This is a genomic window from Kribbella sp. NPDC051620 (assembly GCF_044453825.1).
GTDB lineage: Bacteria > Actinomycetota > Actinomycetes > Propionibacteriales > Kribbellaceae > Kribbella.
In genome coordinates, this window is the sequence record NZ_JBITDB010000003.1 from 104774 (window position 1) to 122499 (window position 17726).

Annotated in this window: 17 protein-coding genes; 8 read left to right on the plus strand and 9 right to left on the minus strand. The window is 67.7% G+C overall.

Going from position 1 to position 17726, the window contains the following annotated elements:
- Positions 1 to 35: 35 nt before the first annotated feature.
- Positions 36 to 869 (plus strand): PHP domain-containing protein, encoded by an 834-nt coding sequence (locus ACIA12_RS13540; RefSeq protein ID WP_396367257.1) that lies wholly within the window; start codon positions 36 to 38, stop codon positions 867 to 869.
- On the opposite strand, the gene ACIA12_RS13545 is transcribed toward ACIA12_RS13540, so the two are convergent.
- From ACIA12_RS13545 to ACIA12_RS13555, 3 genes are all read right to left on the minus strand, one after another.
- Complete coding sequence (locus tag ACIA12_RS13545) at positions 752 to 2038, minus strand: MFS transporter (RefSeq protein WP_396367258.1); 1287 nt, start codon at positions 2036 to 2038, stop codon at positions 752 to 754. The genes ACIA12_RS13540 and ACIA12_RS13545 overlap by 118 nt on opposite strands.
- A 9-nt stretch (positions 2039 to 2047) precedes the next feature.
- On the minus strand, positions 2048 to 2629 hold the full coding sequence (locus tag ACIA12_RS13550) for an NAD-dependent epimerase/dehydratase family protein (protein ID WP_396367259.1): 582 nt from the start codon (positions 2627 to 2629) through the stop codon (positions 2048 to 2050).
- An 87-nt stretch (positions 2630 to 2716) separates the two neighbouring features.
- The gene (locus ACIA12_RS13555; RefSeq protein WP_396367260.1) at positions 2717 to 3205 is read right to left on the minus strand and encodes a MarR family winged helix-turn-helix transcriptional regulator; all 489 of its coding nucleotides are present in this window, start codon (positions 3203 to 3205) and stop codon (positions 2717 to 2719) included.
- Positions 3206 to 3261: 56 nt separating this feature from the next.
- On the opposite strand from ACIA12_RS13555, the gene ACIA12_RS13560 reads away from it, so the two are divergent.
- Genes ACIA12_RS13560 through ACIA12_RS13570 form a run of 3 tightly spaced genes read left to right on the plus strand, consistent with a single transcriptional unit; the run spans position 3262 to position 5569 of the window.
- Entirely contained in the window at positions 3262 to 4206 is a 945-nt protein-coding gene (locus tag ACIA12_RS13560) for a glutamate-cysteine ligase family protein (protein ID WP_396367261.1), read from the plus strand.
- Entirely contained in the window at positions 4203 to 5174 is a 972-nt protein-coding gene (locus tag ACIA12_RS13565) for a hypothetical protein (RefSeq protein WP_396367262.1), read from the plus strand. Before ACIA12_RS13560 ends, ACIA12_RS13565 begins: the two co-directional genes overlap by 4 nt.
- The gene (locus ACIA12_RS13570; protein WP_396367263.1) at positions 5171 to 5569 is read left to right on the plus strand and encodes an MAPEG family protein; all 399 of its coding nucleotides are present in this window, start codon (positions 5171 to 5173) and stop codon (positions 5567 to 5569) included. Before ACIA12_RS13565 ends, ACIA12_RS13570 begins: the two co-directional genes overlap by 4 nt.
- Here ACIA12_RS13570 and ACIA12_RS13575 read toward each other — a convergent pair.
- From ACIA12_RS13575 to sigJ, 3 genes are all read right to left on the minus strand, one after another.
- Positions 5562 to 6554: a Gfo/Idh/MocA family protein gene (locus tag ACIA12_RS13575; RefSeq protein WP_396367264.1), complete on the minus strand. Its 993-nt coding sequence runs from the start codon at positions 6552 to 6554 to the stop codon at positions 5562 to 5564. The genes ACIA12_RS13570 and ACIA12_RS13575 overlap by 8 nt on opposite strands.
- Positions 6554 to 7549 (minus strand): Gfo/Idh/MocA family protein, encoded by a 996-nt coding sequence (locus ACIA12_RS13580; protein ID WP_396367265.1) that lies wholly within the window; start codon positions 7547 to 7549, stop codon positions 6554 to 6556. The genes ACIA12_RS13575 and ACIA12_RS13580 overlap by 1 nt, the downstream gene beginning before the upstream one ends.
- Positions 7550 to 7687: 138 nt before the next feature.
- On the minus strand, positions 7688 to 8569 hold the full coding sequence (sigJ, locus tag ACIA12_RS13585; protein ID WP_396367266.1) for an RNA polymerase sigma factor SigJ: 882 nt from the start codon (positions 8567 to 8569) through the stop codon (positions 7688 to 7690).
- A 163-nt stretch (positions 8570 to 8732) separates the two neighbouring features.
- Here sigJ and ACIA12_RS13590 point away from each other — a divergent pair, with 163 nt between their 5' ends.
- The gene (locus ACIA12_RS13590; RefSeq protein WP_396367267.1) at positions 8733 to 10073 is read left to right on the plus strand and encodes a hypothetical protein; all 1341 of its coding nucleotides are present in this window, start codon (positions 8733 to 8735) and stop codon (positions 10071 to 10073) included.
- A 157-nt stretch (positions 10074 to 10230) separates the two neighbouring features.
- Here ACIA12_RS13590 and ACIA12_RS13595 read toward each other — a convergent pair whose 3' ends face one another.
- A complete protein-coding gene (locus tag ACIA12_RS13595; protein WP_396367268.1) occupies positions 10231 to 11424 on the minus strand; it encodes an MFS transporter in 1194 nt (397 codons plus the stop codon).
- Between the two features lie 116 nt (positions 11425 to 11540).
- On the opposite strand from ACIA12_RS13595, the gene ACIA12_RS13600 reads away from it, so the two are divergent.
- Together ACIA12_RS13600 and ACIA12_RS13605 are read left to right on the plus strand one after the other, a co-directional pair.
- Positions 11541 to 12440 (plus strand): helix-turn-helix domain-containing protein, encoded by a 900-nt coding sequence (locus tag ACIA12_RS13600; protein WP_396367269.1) that lies wholly within the window; start codon positions 11541 to 11543, stop codon positions 12438 to 12440.
- A gap of 32 nt (positions 12441 to 12472) precedes the next feature.
- Positions 12473 to 13336 carry an ABC transporter substrate-binding protein gene (locus tag ACIA12_RS13605; protein ID WP_396367270.1) on the plus strand — a complete coding sequence of 288 codons (864 nt, stop codon included), beginning with the start codon at positions 12473 to 12475 and terminating at the stop codon, positions 13334 to 13336.
- Between the two features lie 32 nt (positions 13337 to 13368).
- Here the strand turns inward: ACIA12_RS13605 and ACIA12_RS13610 are convergent, their stop codons facing one another.
- Positions 13369 to 15084 (minus strand): cation:proton antiporter, encoded by a 1716-nt coding sequence (locus tag ACIA12_RS13610; protein WP_396367271.1) that lies wholly within the window; start codon positions 15082 to 15084, stop codon positions 13369 to 13371.
- A gap of 136 nt (positions 15085 to 15220) precedes the next feature.
- On the opposite strand from ACIA12_RS13610, the gene ACIA12_RS13615 reads away from it, so the two are divergent.
- Positions 15221 to 16240, plus strand: coding sequence for a hypothetical protein (locus ACIA12_RS13615; protein ID WP_396367272.1), 1020 nt, complete (start codon positions 15221 to 15223; stop codon positions 16238 to 16240).
- Here ACIA12_RS13615 and ACIA12_RS13620 read toward each other — a convergent pair.
- Positions 16222 to 17679 carry a PucR family transcriptional regulator gene (locus ACIA12_RS13620; protein WP_396367273.1) on the minus strand — a complete coding sequence of 486 codons (1458 nt, stop codon included), beginning with the start codon at positions 17677 to 17679 and terminating at the stop codon, positions 16222 to 16224. The two genes, ACIA12_RS13615 and ACIA12_RS13620, sit on opposite strands and share 19 nt — an antisense overlap.
- Positions 17680 to 17726: the final 47 nt, after the last annotated feature.

Consider the following 17726-nt stretch of genomic DNA (forward strand, 5'->3'; position numbering starts at 1 on the left):
TGCCACCACCCCCCGGCTGCGGCAGAATGCCGGATATGGAGTTACCGGGTGATGGGCATGTCCACAGCGAGTACTCCTGGGATGCGGACAAAGGGTCGATGGACCGCACCTGCGCGAGGGCCGTCGAGCTGGGCCTCCCCTCGGTCGCCTTCACCGAGCACGTCGACTACACGCCGTTCCGGGCGGGATTTCTCGAGGACAAGTTTCCCGATCTGATCACCAACGGCATCCTCCACGCCCCCGAGCTCGCCGCCCAGAGCTACTTCGAATCGATCGAGAAGTGCCGGGCCAAGTACCCGGACCTCCGGATCCTCAGTGGCGTGGAGGTCGGGCAGCCCCACCTGCACGACGTGGAACTCAGGAAGTTGCTTGCCCAGGGCACCTTTGACCGGCTGCTCGGCTCCTTGCACTGCCTGCTCGACGGCACCGTCTACGCCGAACCATGGGAGCTCTACCCGCATCGCCCCGCCGACGAGGTCTTCCGCGAGTACCTGGCCGAGATCCCCCGCATGGTCGCCGGCTCGGATCTGTTCGAGGTGTTCGCCCACATCGACTACCCCATCCGCTCCTGGCCCGGCACCATCGAACCCTTCGCCCCAGAAGACTTCGAGGACGAACTGCGGCACGCCCTCAAAGCCCTGGCCGACGGTGGCCGCGCCCTGGAGATCAACACCCGCCTGCCTCTCCATCCGACGATCCTCCAATGGTGGCCGGAGGAAGGCGGCGAGCGCGTCGCCTTCGGCAGCGACGCTCACCTGCCGGAAGCGCTCGCCGCAGGCCTGGCCGACGCGGCCGCCTTGGCCGCCTCCGCGGGATTCCGCCCGGACAGAACGCCAGGCGACCCTTGGCTGATCGCCAACCGCCGCTGAGCAATCAGACTGATCAAAGCCAGCAGAATCGTCAAAGCCGTGTACCAGAACACCGCCGGTACCTCACCAAGCGGACCCACCAACTGCCCCTCGATCACGATCGGCACCCCCAGCGCGAGGTACGAGACCAGGTAGATCCCCGCAACCACACCGGCCCGCTGATGCGCCGCCGCCAACGGAAAGATCAGCCGCAGCGAAGCAGTGAATGACGCCCCGAACCCAACACCCGCAACAGCCTGCCCCACGATCATGACCGCCAAGCTGCCGACCAGTACGCCGGTGATGATGCCGACGGCTCCGATGATCGACGCGTAGATCCCGATCGTCATCGCCCGCCGCGGCGCCACCCGGGCGAACGTCAACCCGACCACCGCCGACACCGCCGGCGCGACGAACCCCGCGAAGCCACCCAGCAGACTGCTGTCCGAGTGAAAGACGCTCCGCACCATGCTCGGCGCCAGCCCGCCGGACAACCCCGCCAGCATCCAGACCGCAGCCACCACCGGAGCGGCAGCCACGAACTCCCGCCGGGTCGCCGCAGGGAACGAGATCCGCGGGATCAACGACCGCGCCGCCCCCGGCGCACGGGTCACGCTCTCCGGCGAGAACGCGACCACGAGAATCCCGAGCACGGTCGCGACCGTCAGTACGACGAAGATGATCGTGTTCGCCGACGAGGTGAACTGGACAGCGAACCCAGCAAGCAACGAGCCACCACCCAGCCCGCCCGTCAGCCCCACGCTGCCGAGAATCGTCCCGAGCCGCTTGCGATGAGCCGGCGCGACCTCGACGAGCATCGCTGTGAAGGCACTCGTCGCCGCTCCGCTCGCCACCCCCTGCACGATCCGCCCGCCGATCACCCACCCCACATCGGCGGCAAAGAGAAAGAGCAGGTTCGACGCGATCTGGACGACCAGCGCGCCGATCAGTACCGGCCGCCGGCCGACATGATCGGACAGCGACCCCACCGTCAGTACGGCCGCGAGAAACCCGATCGCGTAGACGGCGAACGCCAGCGTGAGCATCGAGGGAGCGAAGTCGAACCGCTGCTGGTAAACGACGAGCAACGGCGTCAGCGCGCCCGCTGCCAGGTACATGCTGGTGAAGGTAATCGCCGCGCCCGCCAGTGCGAGTCCCGCGGGCAGGGTGCGGATCCGTGGTGTTGACACAAGAGCTCCTCAGTCAGTGATGACGACGACGCCCGACGGCGCATCCAGGGCCGCGACCGTCAGGACGGCGGCGCGATCGATCTGCACCCGCGGCTCCGCGGGGAGCTGCGCCTCGTTGTAGGTGCCCGGGCCGTAGAACTGCCCATAGCTCAGGACGACGCCGCCCTCGGCGAGGACCGACTTCTCGAGCGACGCGACAGCCACCGCGTCAGGTCCGGCCGGCAACTGCCACGCGACGCTCTGCACCAGCAGCTTCGGCGAGCCGGCCTGCCGTGCGGCGTCGATCAGGTTCTGGTTGCCCTCGGTACGGATCCGGGCGTTCAGCTCGGCGTGCGCGCCGATCTGAGCCAGGTCGTCCGGCAGGTCGGTCAGCTCGTTCAGGATCAGGTCGGGCTTGAACTCCGTCACCGCCTCGATCAGTGCCTCGCGGTCGAAGACGTCGCACAGGATCGCCTCGGCGCCGAGCCGCTCGAGCAGCTCGGTCTTGCCCGCCGACCGGGTCATGCCGCCGACCACGTGCCCCTCCTCGAGCAGCAGCGGGATCAGCCGCTGCCCGATCAGCCCCGATGCGCCCGCCAGAAAGATTCTCATCGCCGTCCTCTTCTCGACTATTCTGGACGTTTGATGTCCAGGTTCTGTTCACGACTGTAGGCACTGACTACATTCCAGTCAAGTCAGCTACTCGCCAACGGCGGCAGCGCCGGCTTCTTCGGCAGCCCAGGCGTCCAGTAGGTCCACGACCCGGCTGAGGACGTCACGAGCGATGTCGTACTCCGCCGCGCCGAACTCCGCCGCGAATCGCTGCTCGAGTTCGACCAGATGGCCGTACCCGTCGGCCGCGACCTCCAGCCCGTGCTCGGAATACGTCACCAGCTTGGCCCGCCGATCCTCGGGATCCGGGCGCATCTCGAGGATGCCGAGGCCGACCATGTCGCGGATCACCTCCCCCATCGACTGCCGGGTGATCCCGACCCGCTCAGCCATGTCGCTGGCCCGCGAACCGTCCCTCGACAACGTCCCGAAGACGGAGTTGTGTGCCGGTTTGACCTCCGGATGGCCGCGCAGATGAGCGGTCCGCACCATGTCGGCCTGCAGGGCCCGATTGGCCCGCTCGACCAGCGCGATCAGCGGCTTGCGATCCGGCCGCGGCAGCTCAGCCCTTGACATCCGTAAGGATTCCTTCCAATATTTCGACAGGAATCCTTACAGTATCAGGAGCGACCATGGACACCAAGGAGCTGCGCCCCCTCGTGGCCGGCCTGTTCGCCCGGGGCCGCCGCCGGACCACGCGCATCGCCGTCGAGCAGGAGTTCCTGGTCGCCGACAGTACGACCGGCGCCGCCGTACCGATCGAACGAGTGCGCCAAGCAGCCAGTACTGCGCACGCCGCCCCCTACGTCAGCTTCGAACCCGGAGGCCAACTCGAACTGAGCCTCCCCTGCGCCCAGGACCCGGCCGGCAACCTCCGCGCCTACACCGATGATCTCCAGACCCACCTCACCGCAGCCGGAATCCAGCTCCACGCCCACCCCTGCGACCCGCGCCCCGAACACGAGGTCCCACTGCAACTGACCACCCCGCGGTACGTCGCCATGCATCGTCATTTCGACACGATCGGCCCCGCCGGCCGCCGCAGGATGCGCCGAACCGCATCCACCCAGGTCTGCCTGGACTGGTGGCCGGGCGCGGCCGGCATCGAGCAGTGGCGAGTTCTCAACCTCGCCGGTCCATTCCTCGCAGCAAGATTCGCGAGGAGCTCAGGCCTCGATGGCCGGCTCACCACCTGGCTCCGCACCGATCCCGCCCGCACCGGCTTCGATGACCGCCTGCTGCGCAAAGACCCAGTGACGGCGTACGCCGAACTCGCAGCAGCAGCCCACGTCTTCGTCACCGGCGGCGCCGCCGACCACCTCACCACGCTGTTCCCACCAGTCCGGCCGCGCGGAACATACCTCGAAGTCCGCTTCCTCGACGCGCAGCAACCCACCGAAGTCGGCCCGGTGATCACGACCCTCGCCAACCTCCTGTACGACGACGAGTTCCGCCGCCGCACCCTGCGCCGACTCGAGCCCGAGCAACCCCACCTGGCCGACCACTGGCACGCGGCAGCCATGGGAACCCTCGCCCCGGCCGATGGGCTACTCCCTGAACTGGAGCCGGCCGCATGAACAGCGTCCTCTTCGTCACCGACCCGCTCAACGGCCTGCAGGCCGACATTGACGCCACCATCGGTCTGATGAGCGCAACCCAGGACCTCGGCCTCGATGTCTGGTCCTGCGAACCCGCGGACCTGATCGTTGCCAACGGCAAACTTCACGCCAGAGCCCACCGGATCAGCCTCCGGCCGCGCCAGCCGGCCGGCGACGACCATCGCTGGATCGTCGACCCGCACTGGTACGACGAACTCGCCACCGCCGTCGTCGAGGTCGCCACCTTCGACCTGGTACAGCTGCGGATCGACCCGCCTGTCGACGAGCGCTACCTCCACACGACCTACCTGCTCGATCTGGCCGGTACGCCGGTGGTCAACCGCCCCGACGGAATCCGGGCCATGCACGAGAAGCTGATCGCCCTGCGTTTCCCCGACCTGTGCCCGCCCACCTATGTCGGGGCCGAGCTCACCGGCCTGCGCGAATTCGTCGCCGGCGTCGGTACCGCGGTCGTCAAGCCCGTCGACGGTTTCGCCGGCCTCGACGTCTGGCTGGTCGGCAACGACCACGCGGCAACGTCACTTCTCGAGTCGGCAACACATGGCGGCCGTCGCCAGGTGATCGCCCAGCAATACCTGCCGGCCGTTGAGCACGGCAACAAACGCCTGTTCCTGCTGGACGCCGAGATCGTCGGCGCCGTACTCCGCAGGCCGTGCGCCGACGACTTCCGGATCGGCCCGCCCGTCGCCCCCGCCGCCATCGACGACGCGGACCGGGCGATCGTCGACGCGCTCCGCCCGCACCTGCTCCGGCACGGAATCGCCATCGCCGGCCTGGACGTGATCGGCGGCCGGCTGATCGAGGTCAACGTCACGTGTCCCGGCGGCATGCACAAGACCGACGCCCTGCTCGGTACCCGACTCAGTCACACGATCGTCAGCCGCCTCGTCCAGCCGAACCATCACCTCGAAGGAGTCCTCACATGACCACCATCACGATCGTCTGCATCGCCCTGATGGGCGTCCTGCTGTTCGTGCTCGGCGCCAACGTCACCAGGTGGCGGGTGATCCGCGGCAAGAACGGCGGCCCCCAGGCATCGACCGACCCCGCCGACCGGCTTCTCATCGCGGTCCGGGCGCACGGCAACGCCGCGGAGTACATCCCGACCATGATCGTGCTGCTGCTGGTCTGCTCGGCACTGTCCGACAGCTGGTGGGTCGATGCCTTGTCGGTCGCGGCGCTCGCAGTACGGACCGTGCACGCCGTTGGCATGCTGTCGGCGAAGACCCTCGCCGCGCACGGTCCGCTCCGCGATATCGGTGCCCTCGGCACCTATCTGGTCGGGATCACGCTCGGGGTGAGCGCGATCGCCTTCATCTGATCGGGGCGATGGTGTTCGACCGGGCTCCTTCGTAGGCGGCGAGCAGGATGCCGAGGACGGCGATGCCTTCCTCCTCGGTGTGCAGCGGGCGGGTCTTGCCGAGCAGCGAGTCGGCGAAGTGCCCGATCTCGGCGACGAAGGTGTCGACGGACCCGAGATCGACGGTCTCGGTCTCACCCGAGCGGAGCTGGGTGGTGAGCGATTCGCCGTCGCTGCGCAGCGATCCGAGCTCGCCCACGACGGAGAAGCGCTCGGTGTTCGGCGCCGGATCGTAGGCCCAGCTCGTCACGAGTTGCCCCACGACGCCGTTGTCGAACCTGATCAGCACCTGGGCGGAATCCTCGCCCTCCATGAACTTCAGCCGATGCGTGGACAGCATCGCGGTCGCCTCGACCGGCAGCGCGCCGGCCAGGTGCAGCATCAGGTACGTCGGGTGGTACCCGGTGTCGATCAGCTCGCCACCACCACTCGTCTTCGCGCTCGCCCGCCAGCCCATGTTGGCCGGATCGAAGTCGTTGTAGAAGCTGTCCGTGGTCCGTACTTCGTAGACGGTGCCGATCGTGCCGGCGTCCAGCAGCTCCTTCGCCTTCGCCACGGCCGGCATGAACAACTGGTTGTGCGCGCACATCAGCGTGACGTCGTTCTCGGTGACCGCCTTGCGCACGTCGGCCGCTTCGTCCGCCGAGAGGCAGAGTGGCTTCTCGCAGAGAATGTGCTTGCCCGCTTGGGCCGCGGCCACGATCGCATCGCGGTGCAGGTGGTGCGGGAGGCAGATGTCGACGGCGTCGAGCTCCTCGACTGCGAGCATCTGCAGATAGTCCGTGTACGCCGTTGCGCCCAGCTCCTCGCCACGGGCCTTGGCCGTGGTCTCGACCGCGTCGGCGACGGCCGTGATGCGGATCTTGGCGGAGTGCTCGTGATAGCCCTTGATGTGGGCCGACGCGATCCCACCACCGCCGATCAGGCCGACCTTGAGCTGCGTCATCAGCCGATCACCTTCCCGTCGTACGCGATGGAATTGCCCGTCGTCGCGGCCTCGTTGGCGGCGACCACGAGCCGGGTCAGCTCGACGGCGCGGGCGAGGTTGTCGTCCGCGCGAGTGCCGTCGGTGATGTGGGTGACCCATTGGGCGAACGGGTCCGGGCTGTGCTCGGGCACGGGCAACTGGTTGCCCGCTACCCGGAGTACGTTGCCTTCGTCGGTGTAGCTGAGGCTGCCGTCGGTACCGAAGATCTCGATCGTGAACGGGTTCGGGCTGGCGAATCCCGCCTCGATCACGCCGATCTTCTGATCGGGGTAGCCGACGGTGACGACGGCGTTGTCCTCCAGGCCGAGCCCGGCCACCGACCGGTACGTCGCGCTGACGGTCTCGGGGTCGGCCCCGAGGAACAACTGCAGCAGGTAGATCGGGTGGCAGCCGAGGTCGGTCAGCGCTCCCCCGATGGCCGCCTTCGGATCGAAGAACCGCTGCGGCAACCAGCCCTCGTTGCCGTCGCGCGCGATCGCTCCGTCGTGCGACAGCCGAACCCTGCCATACGTGAGCCGGCCGAGCACACCACTGGCGATCACCTCGCGGACGGCCTGCGTGTAGCCGTGCGCGAGCCGCGGCAGCGACACTACGAGCTTCACGTTGTTGGCATCGGCGGCCTCGATGATCTCGGTGGCCTCGGCAACAGTCGGCGCCAGCACCTTCTCGGTGAAGATGTGCTTGCCGGCGTTGGCCGCCTTGACCATCAGGTCGCGGTGCACGTCGGTCGAGGTGGTGATGATGACCCCGTCGAGGTCATCCCGGGCCAGCAGCCCCTCCAGATCATCGGTGAACGGGACGCCGAACTGCTCTGCCCCCGCCTGGCCGAGGTCGAGATCGTCATCCCAGACGGCGACCAGCTCCGTACCGGGATGCTCTTGCGCCTGCCGGGCGTAGTCCTTCGCGTGAACGTGCCAGAACCCCAGAACAGCAACCTTGAGCGGTGTCGACACCGGCTCCTCCTAGCGAAATCGATTTCGCGATCTCCGCCACGTTACAACGATGAACTGGCTGCCACAGCCCCCGGCGAGTCGTCTGCTCACCCCTCGGACACACCCCTCTGGCGGCCGCCTGTACCACCCGTCCGTCGTTCAGTTCGCCGTCCAGGGACGGAGCTTTTCCGGGTTGCGGATGGACCAGATGTGTTTGATCTTGTCGCCTTCCAGGTCGAAGGCGAGGACGGCGGCGGCGTTGCCTTCGTCGAGGACCACCAGGCCCGGCTGGCCGTTGACGGTGCGTTCCTCGACGGTGAGGGAGCCTCGGCGTTCGGCGATGTCGACGAAGTGCCGGGCGATGGCCTCGGCGCCTTCGACCGGGTGGAGGGCAGCGGTGACCAGGCCGCCGCCGTCGCCGATCGAGACGGCCGCCGGGTCCAGCAGGCCGACCAGGGCCTGGATGTCCTTCGCCTTCCAGGCCTGCATGAAGTCGCGGACGATCGCGGTGCGCTCGGCCTCCGGAGGCGGCGGGGTCTGCGAGGTGCGGAGGCGGCGGCGGGCCGAGGTGGCGAGCTGACGGCAGGCGGCCGGGGTACGACCGACGATCTCGGCGACTTCGGGGAACGGGTAGCGGAAGACGTCGTGCAGGATGAAGGCGACGCGTTCGGCCGGCGTCATCGATTCGAGCACGACCAGGAAGGCCATGTTGACCGACTCGTCCAGGGTGACGCGGTCGGCCGGGTCGGTCTCGGTCTGGTCGGGCACGGGCTCGGGGATCCATTCGCCGACGTAGCGCTCCCGGCGTACCCGGGCGGAGCCGAGCAGGTCGAGGCAGATCCGGCTCGCGACCGTCGTCAGCCAGGCGCCGGGCGACTCGATCGCATCCTGCTTCTCCCGCGACATCGCGTACCAGCGCGCGTACGTCTCCTGCACCACGTCCTCGGCGTCCGCGAGTGAGCCGAGCAGCCGGTACGCGAGATTGATCAGCTGCCGCCGCTCACTCATGATCACGCTCAGCTTCGGGTCGCCACCGCTCACTGCCGCCTCCTCGGGTTGCCGTCGTCTCTCGAAGTACCGACGCCACAGCCTCCCGCATTGTGAGGTCCTCCGGCGGCGGGATTCGGGTCGGAATCAACCGAATCCGCCGCTGAGGCGTCTTACCTTGAACAACGGGGTGATTCGGAAATTCTGGGGGAATTTCATGACTGCGGTACAAGAGTTGCTGACGCCTGTCCCTTTACCGGACGTGAAGCTGCCGGAGCCGCTTCCGGTGGCGCGGCGGGTGCTGAAGCATCCGCGGATGATGCAGAGCCATCGGTTGACGTTGTTCGTGGTGATGTCCAACGTGCTGGTGTTCGGCTGGGGGCTGAGCGGCCACTGGTGGGACTCCGTCTTGAACCTGGCGCTGGTTGCTCAGGTCAACTTCGCGCTGGGTGTGGTGGTGCGGCAACAGTTCTTCGTGAACTTCCTTTCCCAGTTGGTGATGCGAGTGCCCAAGTCGTGGCCGCTGCGGCTTCGGTGGGCCTTGGCGAAGGGGTACCACCTGGGCGGACTGCATGTGGGTGGCGCTGTCTGCGGGACGCTGTGGTTCTTCGCGCTGACCGTCGCCGCAACCGGCCAGGTGGGGTTGGGGCTGCTTGTCGTGTACTACGTGCAGTCGCTCCTGCTGCTGGCGATCGTGATGACGTCGCGGCCATCGATGCGGGCCAAGCGGCACGACCTGTTCGAGCGGGTTCACCGATTCGGCGGGTGGGCGCTGTCGACGCTGTTCTGGATCGGCGCCCTGCTGCTCGTTGACGAGCAGCGTGGATCCTCGTCCGGCGGACGCTCGGAGTCGCTGCTGGCCGCGCTCGCCGGTACGCCGACCGTGTGGGTGCTCGCGTTGACGACGATCAGCTCGCTGACTCCGTGGATGTTGCTGCGCCGAATCCCGATCGACGTCGTCCGGCCGTCGTCGCATGTCGCGCTGGTCAGCGCGGGACACAGTCGCCCGATGGCCGGCTCGACGCGATCGATCTCGCGGCATCCGCTGCGGCAGTGGCACAGCTTCGCGGTGATCCCGACGCCGGGTGCGCCGGGATTCCGGATGGCGGTGTCCCGGGCCGGCGACTGGACGGGAGACTTCATCGACAATCCCCCGTCGCACGTCTGGGTCCGCGGCGTCGCCACGGCCGGGATGGCCAACTACGGCACGGTTTTCCGGCGAGTCGTGTACGTCGTGACGGGGAGCGGGATCGGTCCGGTGCTGGCGCATGTCCTGGCGGCCCGGGTTCCCCACAAGCTGGTGTGGGTGACGCGTGATCCGGTCAAGACGTACGGGCAGGCGCTGGTTGACGAGATCCTCACGGCCCAGCCGGACACGCTCATCTGGGACACCGACGCCTACGGCAAGCCGGACATGGTGAGGCTGGCGTATTCGGAGTACAGGTCCTCTGGTGCCGAAGCCGTCATCTGCGTCTCCAACAAAAAGGCGACCTGGCAGGTCGTGCACGGAATGGAGCGCCTGGGAATCCCAGCCCTAGGCCCGATCTGGGACTCCTGACCCTCCTGGCCTACCTCGGGCGCTGACTCGTTCGCGGCAGGGACCTTCAGGTCGCCTTCGAAGCGTGGGCGGGTGCATGAGCGTGAAGATCGGCGTGCCGCAGTCACCGCAGAACAGCTGATCGCGCCGCACAGGCAGTGTCCGGTTCGCTTGTCGGTCATGCGTTTCTCGGGAAGGCGTGAGACTTGCCGGCGATGACTGCGACGGTGGCGGCAAGCAGGAGGGCCAGGGATGTCCAGGCGATCGAGGCGGTGCCGAGGCCTGCGATCAGGAGGCCGCCGGCGAGGCCGCCCAGGGCGATGGAGGCGGAGAAAACGGTGATGGTGATGGATTGGGCTACGTGGGCGGCTTGGCCGGTGGCGTCGATCGCGGCGGCGATGAAGAGGCTCGGCGAGCTGCCGAAGGCGAAGCCCCACGCCGCGACCGCAAGGTAGATCAGCACCGGGAGGCCGGCGAACACCGCCAGTACCAGGACGCTGATCGCGAAAAAGATGGTGCTTGCGACAACGAGTTTGCGGAGGTGGTGATCGATGTGGGTACCGACCACGACGACACTCAGGACAGACGTCACCCCGAACGCGAAGAGGACCCAGCCGGCCTGGTTCGCCATCCCGGCGTACTCGAGGAAGTCAGTGATGTAGGTGTAGAGGATGTTGTGCGCGACCATGTACGCCGTCAGGGCGAACAGGATGACGCGCAACCCCGGCATCACCAGCACCCGCGAGACCGTGAACCGCTCGTGCTCCGATTCACCGGGCAGGTTCGGCAAGGTCGCCAGGATCCACGCCAGGTTGAGCAGGGCCAGTGCGGCTGACGCGTAGAAGGCGATCTGCCACCCGCCGAACTGGCTGAGCCAGGTGCCGATCGGCACGCCCAGGGCGAGCGACAACGGCGTACCGGCCAAGGCGATCGCGATGGCACGGCCCTGCTGGCCTTGCGGTGCGAGACGTGCGGCATACCCAGCGAGGAGCGGCCAGATCATCGCCGTGCCCACTCCGGCCGCGAACCGAATCACCATGGTCAGCGCGTAGTTGCCGGACACCGCGGTGAGTGCGTTGGTGACGATGACGACCGCCAGCGCGACATACAGCACGTACTTGCGCGGCCATCGCGCCGTCAGACGCGACAACGGGATCGCTGCCAGCGCTGTCGCGAAGGCGTAGATCGTGACGATCTGACCGGTGGCGGCGACGCTGGTATGCAGGCTGCGGCTGATCTCGGGGAGCAGACCGGCCGGCAGGCACTCGGTGAGAATGCCGATGAACCCTGCGAGGAACAGACCGAACAAGGCCTTGCCAGGAAGACGTTCCCGCCCATGGACGGCGGCGGGGGAAGTTGTTGTAGTTGTCACCTGTTCAGGTTGCGTCGCCCGCAGCGCTTCACCCAGACCCCTGGTTGGCGTACGCCTGCCGTGCCTACTACTGGCAGGGTCAGGCTGAACCAGGTTTCCGGAGTGATACTGGGTACGTGAGCAGCAACGAGAACGCCGAGCTGAGCGAGTTCCTGCGCTCCCGGCGGGCCCGGTTGAAGCCCGCCGACGTCGGCCTGCCGGAGTACGGGCGGCAGCGTCGCGTACCGGGTCTGCGCCGCGAGGAGCTGGCCCAGGTCGCTGGGGTCTCCGTCGCCTACTACACGCGTCTGGAGCAGGGCAACGGCCGCAACGTCTCGCTCGAGGTGCTCAACGCGATCTCCGACGCGCTCAGGCTCTCCGAGACTGAGCATTCCCATTTGCTCCACCTCGCCAAGCCCACGCGACAGCGAGGCGCTACTACGTCATCTCCCCAACGGGTACGACCCGCCCTGCTGACGATGCTGGATGCGATCGACGGCGTACCGGCGTACGTGTGGGGGCGGCGTACCGAGGTACTGGCCTGGAACCGGACGGCGTCCGCGCTGTTCGGCGACTGGGCGGCTCGCGAACCGCGGGACCGCAACTGGGCGCGCATCGTCTTCCTCGATCCCGACGCCCGGCGGCTGTTCCCGAACTGGAAAGCCAAGGCCACCGACGTGGTCGGACAGCTGCGGTTCGACGCCGGCCGGCACCCCGACGATCCGCTGCTCGCCGAACTGGTCGGCGAACTGTCGATGAAGAGCGAGGACTTCCGCACTCTGTGGGCCAGCCATGACGTCAAGCGCAAGACCCATGCCAGCATGCGGATCGCCCATCCGCTGGTCGGCGAGCTGACGGTCCACTACGAGACCTTCGCCCTCCCCGACGACCAGGAGCAGGCACTGTCGATCTACCACACCGAGCCCGGTTCTGCCTCGGAAGAGGCGTTACGCCTGCTGGCCAGCTGGGGGGTGGACGCCAGCCAGGATCGGGGGGCGTCGGCGTGGCACGGCGGCGGCGGTGGACTGCGGGCATGATGGGTGTTCGGCACACCTAGAAGGGGGACGGCATGGCGTCCGACAGCTGGTTGTTCGAGGATGATCGCGGCGATCAGATCGAGGTGGCGAGTCGTCCGACGCGGGTGCTGGCCTACGCGCAGGCCGCGCAGACGCTGGCCGGGCTGGGAGTACCGGTTGTCGGGTACTTCGGGTCGCAGCATCACGCTGATGCAGGGGCGCAGCCGGCGGTCGGCCTGGATGTGCCGAGTATCGGCTCGGGTGATGCTGTTGATGACGAGCTGATCGCGACGTTGCGGGCTGATCTCGTGGTCGGGGTCAGCTATGCGGGCGAGGTGTACGGGCTCTCCGAAGATGTCGCGGCCAAGCTGGGTGAGCTCGCGCCGATCCTGCTGATCCGGATCGCCGGCGAGCCGGGACTCGAGACGATCATCGGGCGCTTTCATCAGCTGGCTGAGGCGTTGACGGATGGGTCGGATCTTGCCGACGACGAGGCGGTACTGACTGAGGCGCTCGCGCGGTTGAGTGCTGCCGTGGGCGGGCGGCCCGGCGTACGGGTGACTGCTCTGTCCGGTGGTACTCCGACGGACGCGTATGTGGCCAATCCGGCGTACTGGCCGGGGCTCCGGCTGCTGGCGGATGCCGGGCTGCCGTTCACGCCGACTCCGGCGAAGGGCGGCTGGGAAGTCGTGAAGTGGAACGACCTTGCCGGCAGTCATCCCGCGGACATCCTGCTGTACGACCAACGGCCCAACTCACTCGGTGCTGATCAGCTGGCGGAGATCCCGGCGTGGTCGGAGCACCCGGCCGTGCGCGGCGGTCAGGTCCTGCCGTGGAACCCAGAGCCGCCCTTAACCTTCGAGGCGACCGCCGCGTCCATCGATACCCTGACCGCAGCGATCACCGCCAACCGCTAGCGGGCGCCGAGGCAGAAGGCGGTTCGAGGCGGCTAGCGGGTGCCGAGGCGTTGTTCTATGGCGTCGAGCAGGGCCTCGACCTGGCGGTAGGTGGCGGAGCTGTAGGCGCCGATGCTGCGTTCGACGCCGAGGGCGTCGCGCATCGCGTCGAGGTAGCGGCGCTGGACGATCATCATCTGCTCGAACGAGTCTGGCTTGGCGTTCCGGAGCTGGCTGCTCCCGGAGACAAGCCCCGGAACGATCCGGTCCTTCATCGTCGTGACCAGCTCCGGATCGAGCCGCTCACCACCGATGGTCTGCTCCTCCAGCGGACCGAGCGTGTCGATCGCATCTTCGCCGACCCGCCGCAGCAGCGACTGGACGGAGTCGCGCTTGTCCTCGGCGCTCTCGGCGGCGAAGTTCATCCGCCCGATCACCATCGGCAACGTCAGCCCGAACAGCACCAGCGTGATGAGCGCGACCAGAAACGCCGCCAGGACAACGGTGTCGACGTGCGGAGTACCGCCTGGGATCGTCTGAACGGCAGCGACCGTCACGACACCCCGCATCCCGGCCCAGCCGACAACGACATACCCGCGCCCGGTGATCGGCTCCCGCTCCTCGAACTCCACATCCGCCCGACCACGCGCGAGCCGGCGGCGAGCCCAAGCCAGCCGGTTCTCCTCCCGCTGGCCCGCCGGAGTCAGCGAGTCCAACCGCTCCTCGAACTGACCGAGCTTCGCCCGGTTCTGCTCATTGCGGTCCTTCCGGCCGAACCGCTCCCGCCACGCCGGCCAGGCCAGCCCGGCGAACCTGATGACGATCAACAGCCCGACTACAAGCAGTACAAGACCGGTGATCTCAGCAGTGGTGGTCTCGGCCCGGGCTGCGTCCAGGAGTTCGGGAAGTTGGTAGCCCATGGCAAGGAAGACGGCGCTCTCGAGGATGAAGCTGATCGTCGTCCAGGTGGTCGCCTGGGTCTGCCGGTCGCGGGCACTGAACCGCTTGCTGCCCAGAGCGCCGGTCAGCAGCCCTGCCATCACCACGGCCAGTACGCCGGAAGCGTGGACCTCCTCGGCCGGGAAGTATGCGAGGAAGGGGACCGCGAAGGAGATCGTCGTGTTGAGCACCGGATCGTCGAGGCGCTGCCGCAGCAATGCCGTCAGCCAGCCGACCAGCAGCCCGATCAGCACGGCTCCGAGAACCGCCCAGCCGAAGTCGAGGACCGTATGCCCGAAGCTGAAACCGGAGGACGCGGCGATCGCGGCGATGGCTGTCCGGAGTACGACGAGAGCGGACGCGTCGTTGACCAGGCTCTCCCCCTCGAGCACCGTCATCAGCCGCGGCGGCAGCCCGATCCGGTGCCCGATCGCCGTCGCGGCGACCGCGTCGGTCGGACTCACGACCGCCCCCAGCGCGGTGGCCAGGGCGAAGGAGATCTCGGGGAACAAGGCATGCACCAGCGCGCCGATGGCCAGCGCCGACACGATCACCATCACCACCGACTGCCAGGCGATCAGCGCTACGTTCCGCCGTACGTCGAGCACCGGCAACTGCACGGCCGACGAGTACAGCAATGGTGGCAGCACTCCGGCCAGGATGAGTTCTGGCTCGACGTGGATGACCGGAGTACCGGGCAGATAGCTCGCCCCGATCCCGAGCCCCACCAGCAGCAACGGCGCCGCGACGCCCGTACGCCGCGCGAACACTGACGCCGTGATCATGATCGCCAGCCCAGCACCGGCGACAAGCAGAAACTGATGGTCCACGCGACGGGAGTCTAGGTCCCGGTCGTTGGGAAACGTCGCATTGCAGCAAGCTGCAACCTTCGCCCGGGCTCTGGCAGCTAGCCCCGGCTGGATGGGATCCTCTGGCGTCGTTTGTCATTTCGTCTGGGGGGCTCACATGATCCGACAGTTGGCCGCGCTCTGCGCCACCACCGCATTTCTCGCCACAGCACTTCCGGCCACACAGTCCATCGCTGCCGGGCCGGAAGCCTGTACCAAGACCCTGCTTCCGCTGCCGGCCGACTCCGAGGCCGGCTCGAGCAAGGTCATCGACGCGGATCCGTCCGGCCGGTACGTGCTCGGCGATGCCCAGCGACTGGGGGCGTCCCAGGCAGTCCTCTGGGTGGACGGCGTACCGCGCTGGCTCGCGTCGCAGCCTGACAGCTGGTCGTACGGCTACAAGGTGGTCAAGGGCGGTCTTGTCCTCGGTACGACCGGCAACCAGGCCAGTACCGACTTCTGGGTCTACTCGGTCAAGACCGACTCGTACCGGATCTTGAAGGTGCCCGCCGGCTTGGACATCTCGGTGCTCACCGGGATGAACGCCCGGCAGGACATCGTCGGTCTGGCCTGGGACGACGAGAGCAAGGAACACGTTCACCCCTTCGTCTGGCCGGCCGGCGGTGAACCGCGGCTTCTCCGCACGCCGAAGGGCATGCAGGCGTTCTCTGTCGAGGGCATCTCCGACGAGGGCCGGATCATCGGGTCGGCGGGCAGCCCGGACACGTCGGACTTCGCGAGTTACGTCTGGAACTCCTGGCACAGCCGGCCGATCCGGCTCACGGGACCCCAGCACGAAAGCGCCTCTGTCGGGGACATCGAGGGCACCTGGATCGGCGGGCAGGTGGGCCAGGGGATCTACTCCACCGGGTTGATCTGGAACACTCGCGGCACTCTGGTCGCACAGCTCGAGGACGCCGTGGCCGACGTCAACAGCTCCGGTGACGCTGTCACCGCGGGGGACGAATTCATCGACCACTACTCCTCGGTCCTGGTCAGAAGCGATGGCACCCGCTTCACCTTCCCCGAGGGCACCTTGCTGATGCACAGCTTCGACCGCGGGGCCCCGTGGAGCGCGGGCGGCTACGAGAACACCTCGGGGTGGCAGGCGGCGGTCCTCTACAAGTGCGGCAGCTGATCGCGTACTGCCTGCAGGGCGAACCAGGCGGTCATTCTGACGTCGGGGTCGGCCAGCGAGTCGCCTAGCTGGTGCTCGATCTGGGCCAGGCGGTTCCCGACCGTGTTGCGATGGATGCCCAGCTCTTCCGCCGTTTTCAGGTGGGAGCCGTGGTGGCGGAGGTAGGACCGCAGGGTTTCGAGCTGCTCTGCGGTCAGGGTGCCCAGGTAGGAGGCGGCGAAGGCCGCCGCCGTGGACTGGTCGACAAGTGCGGTGAGGCCTTCATGGACGATCCGGTTCCACCGAACGACAGGTCGCGCCGCGGAGGTCCGAGCAAGAGCCTGTACTGCCGTACTGCGGCTCCCGGCAAGCTTGTCGGGAGCCGCGCTGTCGCCAACTCCAACAAGCAAACCCAAGTCGGCCAGCTCGGAGGCGATGCCGTTCGCCGCCGCAGCGGAGGCGACCACGAAGAGGTCGCCCTCTACTAGAACAGCAACTTGGTTGGTGGTCTCAGCCAAACTTAGTGCGTCATCGACTGCCTCCGCCGGTCCGCGGGCGGCTAGGACCTGGAGTTTGGTGGGGAAGGCTTCGCGGTCCAGTACTAGTTGGGCTGTGCGGTGGTCGCCTGTCATCAGTAGGGCGAAGGCTCGCGCAGCGACGCGACGGCGGTCTTCGAGTTTTTCGCGCTGTTGCTCCGAGACCAACGCGAGCAGCGCGGCCGCGGTACCGACAGCTCGGCGCTCAGGTTCGGTCGGGCGGGTGGTAGTGGCGGTGACCAAGTAGCTGTCGGGGCGCTGGTTCAGGCCGATCGGCTGGATGGTGAGCACTTGTCCGGGCTTGCTGAGGGTCAGCGCCGCGAGCATCCCTCGGGACCGGATCGCCTTCAGTTGCTCGCGAATCTCGCTCAGGTCGAGCTCGCCGGGTGAGCCGGCTACCAGCTGGCCGGCCGGGGTGAAGAGGCAGGCGACGCCGGTGGTTGCCTTGGCCAGCTGCCGCAGGATCGCCGACGAGGGGTCAGGGCCCGCAGCCGCGGCCGTCAGTCGACGCTGCAACTCGAGCGCGGTCCGCGCCGCGCGCTCTTCCGCTTGCTCGAGCAAACCAGCCGTACGCCGGCTGATCGCCACGAACGCCGTCAGCCGAGGCACCTCGACAAGGTTCAGCCCGAGCTCCTCGCACGCCCGTACCAACCCCCGGGGCGGTGCCCGATGAGTCAGCCCGGTCCCGATCCCGAGGCCGGCGATCCCCGCGTCCCGGAGCCGGGTGACATACCCAGTCCACTCACGCCGCCAACCAGCCGTGGCCAACCCCGTCGTCAGCAGCAGCTCCCCGCCCTCCAGGAACGGGGTGGGATCGACCAGCTCACTGGTCGCCACCCATCGCACCGGCGCCTCCGGCCGCGGAACGTGGACCACCTTCAGGTCCAGCCCAGGCTCAGCCAGTACGGCGTTCAGCGGGATCATGCTGACAGTTTTGCACAAGAGGCTGCGCCAGATTGTGCAGATAAGCC

Bases quoted from the DNA above. Each gene is read 5' to 3' on its own strand.
- ACIA12_RS13565 (WP_396367262.1), top strand. From the start codon at position 4,203: ATGAACAGCGTCCTCTTCGTCACCGACCCGCTCAACGGCCTGCAGGCC.
- ACIA12_RS13570 (WP_396367263.1), top strand. From the start codon at position 5,171: ATGACCACCATCACGATCGTCTGCATCGCCCTGATGGGCGTCCTGCTG.
- ACIA12_RS13620 (WP_396367273.1), bottom strand. From the start codon at position 17,679: ATGATCCCGCTGAACGCCGTACTGGCTGAGCCTGGGCTGGACCTGAAG.
- ACIA12_RS13615 (WP_396367272.1), top strand. From the start codon at position 15,221: ATGATCCGACAGTTGGCCGCGCTCTGCGCCACCACCGCATTTCTCGCC.
- ACIA12_RS13590 (WP_396367267.1), top strand. From the start codon at position 8,733: ATGACTGCGGTACAAGAGTTGCTGACGCCTGTCCCTTTACCGGACGTG.
- ACIA12_RS13550 (WP_396367259.1), bottom strand. From the start codon at position 2,629: ATGAGAATCTTTCTGGCGGGCGCATCGGGGCTGATCGGGCAGCGGCTG.
- ACIA12_RS13555 (WP_396367260.1), bottom strand. From the start codon at position 3,205: ATGTCAAGGGCTGAGCTGCCGCGGCCGGATCGCAAGCCGCTGATCGCG.
- ACIA12_RS13605 (WP_396367270.1), top strand. From the start codon at position 12,473: ATGGCGTCCGACAGCTGGTTGTTCGAGGATGATCGCGGCGATCAGATC.
- ACIA12_RS13540 (WP_396367257.1), top strand. From the start codon at position 36: ATGGAGTTACCGGGTGATGGGCATGTCCACAGCGAGTACTCCTGGGAT.
- ACIA12_RS13560 (WP_396367261.1), top strand. From the start codon at position 3,262: ATGGACACCAAGGAGCTGCGCCCCCTCGTGGCCGGCCTGTTCGCCCGG.
- ACIA12_RS13575 (WP_396367264.1), bottom strand. From the start codon at position 6,554: ATGACGCAGCTCAAGGTCGGCCTGATCGGCGGTGGTGGGATCGCGTCG.